General features: G+C 59.9%; 1 protein-coding gene. It reads right to left on the reverse strand.

Annotation, left to right across the window (positions count from 1 at the left end; translation table 11 throughout):
- Positions 1-8,143, reverse strand: an 8,143-nt coding sequence (locus tag KP22_RS20770) for a non-ribosomal peptide synthetase (RefSeq protein WP_167333815.1), incomplete at its 3' end; no start/stop codon positions are given.
- Between the last annotated feature and the right edge of the window lie 17 nt (positions 8,144-8,160).

The raw sequence follows: 8,160 nt of genomic DNA on the forward strand, positions 1-8,160 counted from the left end.
CGATACGATCCAACGCCATCCGCAGCGCTTCCTGGTCGAGTTCGCCGCTCAGCTTCAGGCCGCCGGCGACATGGTAGGCGGCGCTGGCGCGTGCCTCCAACTGGGTTAAAAACCACAGCCGCTGCTGGGCAAAGGAGAGCGCCAGCGGTCCGGCGCGATCGACCAGCGTAATCGCCGGCAGAGTACAGATCGGCGCGTGTGCCACAATACCGGCGAAATCCGCCAGCACTGGCTGAGTAAACAACGCGCTCAGCGCCACTTCACGCCCCTGCGTATGGCGGATCCTCGCCACCATTTGGATCGCCAGCAGTGAATGACCACCGAGGGTGAAGAAGTTGTCATATCGACCGATCTGCTCCAGCCCTAAGAGTTCAGCCCATAATTCGGCCAACCCCGCCTCGGCCTCACCCTGCGGTGCGGTATAGGCCTGCCGTTGGTAAGCGGACAAATCCGGCGCAGGCAGCGCACGGCGATCGAGCTTACCATTAGGCGTCAATGGCCAAGCTTTCAGGTGAACCCATGCACTCGGCAGCATATAATCCGGCAGTTTTTCAGCCAACCAACCGTGCAGTTCGCTGGCCTCCTGAGTCTCTCCGGCCAAATAATAGGCTACGAGCCGCATCTCGCCGTTCTCTTCGCGCCGAGCCGCGACCACGCAATCATCAATGGCATCATGGGCGCTCAATCGCACCTCAATCTCACCCAGCTCGATACGAAATCCGCGAATCTTCACCTGATGGTCATTACGCCCCAGGTATTCCAACACGCCATCCGCCCGCCAGCGCACCCGATCGCCGGTCTTGTACAATCGCGCTTCAGGATCGCCGGAGAAAGGATCGGCGACAAAGCTCGCCGCCGTCAGCGCAGCTCGATTAAGGTAGCCGCGTGCCAGTTGCACCCCTCCGAGATAAAGTTCACCCGACACGCCCACCGGCACCGGCTGTCCCAAGCCATCGAGCACATAGGTCTGGGTATTGGCGATCGGGCGGCCAATCGGCACCACCGGCGAGATATCGCGGCCGCTCGCGGGCCATGCAGTGACATCAACTGCCGCTTCGGTCGGTCCATATAGGTTGAAGAGCGCCGCCAGTGGCAGGCGGACGATAGCCTGACGCGCCAGTGCGGATCCCAGCCCTTCTCCGCTACAGATGACACGCCGCAGGCTATCGCATCGGGAAGCCGCGTCGCAGGAGAGAAAAGCCTGCAGCATCGGGGGAACAAAATGCACGGTGGTGACGGCCTGCCGTTGGATAAGCTGCGCGAGGTACTCGGGATCTTTTTGTCCTTCGTGGCGCGCCAGTACCAGCGGCACACCCACCATCAGCGGCCAGAACAGTTCCCAGACCGAGACATCGAAACCCAGCGGTGTTTTCTGCAGTACCACATCGTCGCCGACAAGCCGATATTCGTCCTGCATCCACATCAGGCGGTTAACGATGGCTCGGTGTTCTATCATGACGCCTTTGGGTTTACCAGTCGATCCCGAGGTATAGATCACGTAGGCCAGATGATGCGGCTGCACGCCCTGCCCGTCAGGGTTGGACGCCGGCATCCGACGAATGTCATCGGCGTGCGCCAGATCGATCAGTACAACACCCTCTGGCAGTTGAGCAGGCAGATCCCCGCTGACGATCAACGCGCGCGGTTCGCTATCCTCCAGCATATAGTTAATGCGTTCAACCGGGTAAGCCGGGTCAATCGGCACATAGGCACCGCCCGCCTTCAGCACCGCCAGTACTGCCACTACCATTTCCAGACTGCGCGGCAGGCAAATCGCCACTCGCACATCCGGGCCAACGCCCTGCGCCAGCAAGACGTGAGCCAGTTGGTTGGCGCGCCGGTTCATCTCATCATAGCTTAGTCGCCGATTGTCATACACCAGCGCCACCGCCTGTGGCGTACGCACGATCTGCGCCTCAATCAACTGATGCAAACACCGATCGTTCGGGTAGTCCTTGCGAGTGGCATTCCACTCATACAATACCTGCTGGCGCTGAGCCTTAGTCAACAGCAACAATTGGTCTACCGCCAGACCTTCGTCACGAACCAGCGCCCGCAGCAGTACTTGCCAGATTTCCGCATAGCGCGCCACCGTTTCCCGCTCGAACAGGCTGCTGGCGTACTCAATACTACCTTCAAGACAATCACCGCGACTGCCCAGCATCATCGACAGATCGAACTGCGTCGTCACCTGCCCGGCACTAAAGGGTTCGGCCGTCAATCCCTTGAGGCGCAAAGCGTCATCGGCTGCGTCCTGCCAGATAAATAGCGTCTGGAACAGCGGGCTATGCGCCAGACTGCGCGTTGGGTTGAGCGCCTCAACCAACTGTTCGAATGGTAGATCCTGATGTGCCTGCGCCGCCAGCATGGTCGCTTTTACCTGTCCCAACAACGTTGCCACCGTCGCTTCGCCATCAACCCGGCAACGCAATGCCAGCGTATTGACGAAAAAGCCAATCAATGGCTCCAGTTCGGTGCGCGTACGTCCGGCCACTGGCGAGCCGATAACGATATCTTCCTGTCCACTCAGCCGGTACAGCAATATCGCCCAACTGGTCAGCAGCGTCATATAGAGCGTGGCGCCATGACGCGCCGCCAGCGTCGTCAACTCGCCGGTCAGCGCGGCATCCAGCCGAAAATCAACCCGCCCTCCGACATAGTCCTGCGCCGCCGGCCGCGGCCGATCGGTCGGCAGTTCCAGCAGCGGCGGCACATCCGCCAACTGTTCGCGCCAGTAGGCGAGCTGCGTTTGCAGCACGCCGCCCTGCATCCATTGCCGCTGCCAGGCGGCGTAATCCGCATATTGAATGGCCAGCGGTGGCAACGGATCGTTTTCACCCTCGCAAAACGCCGGGTATAACACATTCAGTTCGTCCATCAGACGAGCCAGCGACCAACCGTCGGAGACAAGATGGTGCATCGTTACCAGCAACGCATGCCGCTGTCCATCCAGCCGGACCAATCGCCCGCGGATCGGCCCATCCTGCGTGACGTCAAACGGCATCGCCGCTTCATCTTGCGCCAGACGGCGCAGGGCCTCCTCCGCATCGGGACTATTTCTCAGATCATGCCGGATCAGCAAGAACGGCTCCGCAGAATGAACCTGCTGATTGGGGATGCCGTTTACCGCCACGAAACGGGTACGCAACACCTCATGGCGCACGACAACCCGATCCAGCGCCGCCTGCAACGCATCGCAGTTCAACGCGCCGCTCAAGATCACGCCGCCGGCGATATGATAGGCTGCGCTGACGCGCGCCTCCAATTGCATCAGGAACCACAAACGCTGCTGAGCAAACGACAGCGCCAGCGGCGCGGCGCGGTCGACCTGCATAATCGGCGGCAGCATACTGCGCGGCGCCTGCTCGACGCTCTGCGCGAAATCTGCCAGTACCGGTTGGGCAAATAGCGCGTTTAGCGTCATTTCCCGCCCCAGTGCGCGGCGAATGCGCGATAGTAGTTGGATAGCCAATAGTGAATGGCCTCCGAGGGCAAAGAAGTGATCGTCGCGGCCCACCTGCGCTACCCCCAGTAGATCGCCCCATAGTTCGGCCAGAGCCGTTTCGGTCCCGCCCTGCGGCGCAACATAGCTCTGACGCTGGTAGGCGGATGAATCAGGTGCGGGCAGTGCACGGCGGTCGAGCTTACCATTGGGCGTCAACGGCCAGGCTTGCAGGTGAACCCATGCGCTAGGCAGCATGTAATCCGGCAACTGTTCGGCCACCCAGTCGCGCATCGCAGCGACCGCCAGCGGCTGCGGCGACAGGTAGTAAGCAACCAGCCGCATGTCCGCGTCGCTCTCCCGCCGCGCCACCACTACTGCGTCAGCCACATCGACATGGCTGCGCAACCGCGCTTCGATTTCACCCAGTTCGATACGAAAACCGCGAATTTTAACCTGATGATCATTACGTCCCAGGTATTCCAACGCGCCGTCGTCACGCCAACGTACCCGATCACCTGTCTTGTACAGACGACCGCCCGGCACGGCGCTAAAGGGGTCATCAATAAAGCGCTCGGTCGTCAACCCTGGCTGATTCAGATAACCCTGAGCCACGCCATCGCCACCGATGTACAGTTCACCGGCAACCCCCACCGGCGCCAATTGCCTGGCGCTATCCAACACATAAACCCGAGTGTTGGCGATAGGCCGTCCGATCGGAACGTTCGCATGCGGACTCAGATCAGATGCAACCCGCTGTGCGGTTGACCAGATGGTTGTCTCCGTCGGGCCATAGACATTCCACAGCGTGTCTACGGCGGTGCTCAGCCGCACGGCCAACGCGCCATTCAGCGCCTCTCCACCGCACAGCGCGGTCAGCGCCGAGTGTCCTGACCAGCCGTTATCGAGTAACATCCGCCAAGTTGCCGGCGTGGCCTGCATGGTCGTAATGCCCAAATGATGAATGGCATCCTCCAGCCAAGCAGGGTCGCTGCTCTCAGCGTGACTGGCCACCACTACTGCGGCACCGCTGAGCAGCGGCAGAAACAGCTCTAACGCCGCAATATCGAACGCGATAGTCGTCACCGCCAGCCAGCGGTCGCCGGCCGTCAGACCAAGCAGTGCGTCAAATGACGACAGCAGATTCAGTAATGCCCGGTGTCCCACCATGACCCCTTTGGGCCTGCCGGTCGAACCCGAGGTATAAATAATGTAGGCCGCCGCGTCGGTATGGCGCGCGCACACTTCGGGATTACTCTCCGACCTTGCGGTCCAATCACCGGGGGTGTTCAGATTAATAATATGAGCCGCATGAGCCGCGCCGCGCCCGTCATCATCGGCGACGATCGCCACGTGCGGCTGGCTATCTTCCAGCATGTAATCGATACGTTCCGCAGGGTATGACGGGTCGATCGGGATGTAAGCCCCGCCGGCCTTTAACACCGCCAGCATCGCTACGACCATCTCCACCCCGCGCGGCAGGCAGATGGCGACCCGCTCATTCTGCGTCACGCCCAATGCGATCAGGGCATGCGCCAACTGATTGGCGCGCCGGTTGAGCGCATCGTAGCTCAGCCGCTGACTGCCATACATCAACGCCACCGCCTGCGGCGTACGCGCGGCCTGAGCCTCAAAACGGAGATGAAAACAACCGCCGCGCGCATAATCGGCATCGGTGGCGTTCCACTCGCGCAGCAACGTATTTTTTTCCGCATCGGGCAATATCGCCAGAGCCTGAACCGAGGTATCCGGCGCGTCCTCGATCGCCGCAACCAGCGAATTCAATGCGCTATGGAGATAATCATTAAGACGTTGGGGATCGACCTGGCCGCATACCTGCACCTCAACCAAAAAGCTCTGCCCGGTATCATCAACGTTCAGGGTGAAGGGATAATGAGTACGCTCTTTCGTGGTCAGCATAGCGGCACCAGTACCGGACAAATCAACCACGCCGGCAATACGGCTATGCTGGCTGTGGCGAAAGTTAAGCAACGACGAGAACAGCGGCGTCGGCTGAAGCACGCTACTGCAACGCTGCGCCAGCGCCAGCGGAGCATGTTCGCGATCCAGCAGGCCGGCGAGACGTTGATGAGCCTGCCGCAGCGCCTGAACGACCGTCTGTCCCTGTATATCGATGCAGATCGGCAAGGTATTGATAAACATGCCCATTGCCCGCTCGATGCCTTCCCCGCCTTTCGTTCTTCCCAGCAGTACCGTGCCGAACACCGGCCTATCAGTTTCGGATGTCCGTGCCAGTATCAACGCCCATGCCAAATGAAACACGCTTGCCACGCTTACGCCGGACCGCTGCGCCACGTTCCTCAACTGTGCGGCGAACCTATCATCAAGCAAAACACGCGCCGACTGAACGTCGCGGCGTTGTTCGGAAATGGACGTATGACCAAAGGGTGCCGTCGGTTCAGTCACCGCTTGCAGCATTTGTTGAAAGAAAGCCTCATGATCGCCGCGCTGCGCTTCACGGCGGGCGTGAACCACAAAATGGCGGAAAGGCGTGGTCGGCAGCAGCGACGACGTATCGCCGCCAAGAATCGCCCTGATTTCGGCCACCATAAGATCGAGTGCGGTATGATCAACCGCCAGTTGATGCGTTTGCAGTTCAAGGGATACCCGGTCATCGGCGGGATCGCGGGATACACGGCAATGCAGCAGCGGCGCCTGCCGTATATCGATGTGCGTATCCAAACTCAATTCGCGCGAATTAGCGATCTCGACGACAGGCAGCACGGCACGGCGGTACACCACTTGCAGCGGCGTCTCCAGCCCCTGCCAGACAAAGGCGGTGCGCAGAATATCGTGGCGATCGACCACGGTTTGCAACGCGTTGAGGAAGCGCTTTAACGCATCTTGATCAGCAAAACTCAGCGTAGTGATTTCGACGTAAGGATCGCTATCAGGGCTTAGCAGATGGTGGAAAAGTATACCCTCCTGCAACGAGGTCAGCGGATAAATATCCTGCACGTTTTTCGCGCCGCCGGGCACGGCCGCCACGATGCCATCAATCTGTTCCTGGCCAAGCTTAACCAGCGGCAGCATCTCAGGCACAATATGCGCCTGCGGCGTTGTCAGTGGATTCTCTGGGATATCATCCGCCAAGTCGGATTGGGCGCTCACCGACTGCGCGAAGTCTGACAGCACTGGCACCTTAAACAGCGTCGAAACATCTGCATACAGTGCCAAAGGACGCATCCGCGCCAGCAACTGAACCGCCAGCAGCGAATGGCCACCGAGGGCAAAAAAGTTGTCGTATCGCCCGACCTGCTCTACCTCCAGCAGGTCGGCCCACAGCGTCGCCAGCGTGGTTTCAATACTGCCCTGCGGCGCAACATATCCCTGCAGCGCATAGGCGGCCATGTCGGGCACCGGCAACGCCTTGCGATCCAACTTACCGTTGGACGTCAACGGCCAGGCGGCAAGATGGATCCAGGCCGCTGGCAGCATATATTCGGGTAGTTGTCCGGCGACCCATGCGCGTAGTTCGACGGCATCCTGCGGTTCAGGCGCCAGATAATAGGCCACCAGCCGCGCTTCAGCGCTGCCTTCCCTCCATGTCGTAACCACACAGTCCGCCACTTGCGCATGACTGCGCAGCCGCGCCTCGATTTCACCTAATTCAATACGAAAACCGCGAATTTTCACCTGGTGATCGTTACGACCGAGATATTCCAGCGAACCGTCGTCATACCAGCGAACCCGGTCGCCGGTTTTGTACATCCGCGCATCCGGCTGATTGACGAAGGGATCGGCGACAAAGCAAGCCGCCGTCAATTCGTCTCGGTTCAGGTAGCCGCGAGCCACGCCTGCGCCGCCGATAAACAACTCACCAGCCACGCCAATCGATGCCGGCTCGCCGTTTTTATCCAGAACGTATACGCGAGTATTGGCCAATGGACGCCCAATACAGCCCGTGTTATTAATCGGCTCGATGCGGTGCACCGTGGCATTAACCGTCGCTTCCGTCGGGCCGTAGGCATTAAACAGCGTGGGGCGCCAACCATCGCGGGCGTACCAGCACTGAATCGCTTCATAGCTGACGGCTTCCCCACCTATCATGATCTGACGAACGCAGTTTGGGATCGCCGTGCCGATGTCTCGAATTAAGGTATTCCAGAACACCACCGGCAAGTTGACGACGGTTATCGCGTTGCGCCGGCAAAGCCGCCAAAATGTCGATGCATCACTAACCCACTCATCGGTGCGCAACACCAGCACAGCGCGGGAACAGAGCGCACCGAAGATCTCCTCCACTGACATATCAAAGGTAAAGGGCGCGAATTGGAGTATTCGGTCACGCTCGCTCAGTTCATAACGGAACTGTAGGGCGGTAACCTGATGGCACAGATTACGGTGTTCAATCATGACGCCTTTGGGTTTCCCGGTGGAGCCGGAAGTGTAAATCACATAGGCGAGATGGTGAGGGGATAACCCGAGCGCCAGCGTATCAAGGTTGGTATCCGGCCATTTATCGTCCAGACTGTCCGGGTCGAGAATATCGATCCCCGCCGTACGCCCCGCCCATAGCGCCGCATGGGTGACCAACACCTGAGACTGGCTATCTTCCAATATGTAATCAATACGGTCGTCAGGGTAGGACGGGTCGATCGGCACATAGGCGCCGCCCGCCTTCAGCACCGCCAGCACCGCCACCACCATTTCCACGCCGCGCGGCAGGCAGATGGCCACCCGCATATCCGGCACCA

Origin of the sequence: Pectobacterium betavasculorum, assembly GCF_000749845.1 — a bacterium.
GTDB classification, from domain to species: domain Bacteria; phylum Pseudomonadota; class Gammaproteobacteria; order Enterobacterales; family Enterobacteriaceae; genus Pectobacterium; species Pectobacterium betavasculorum.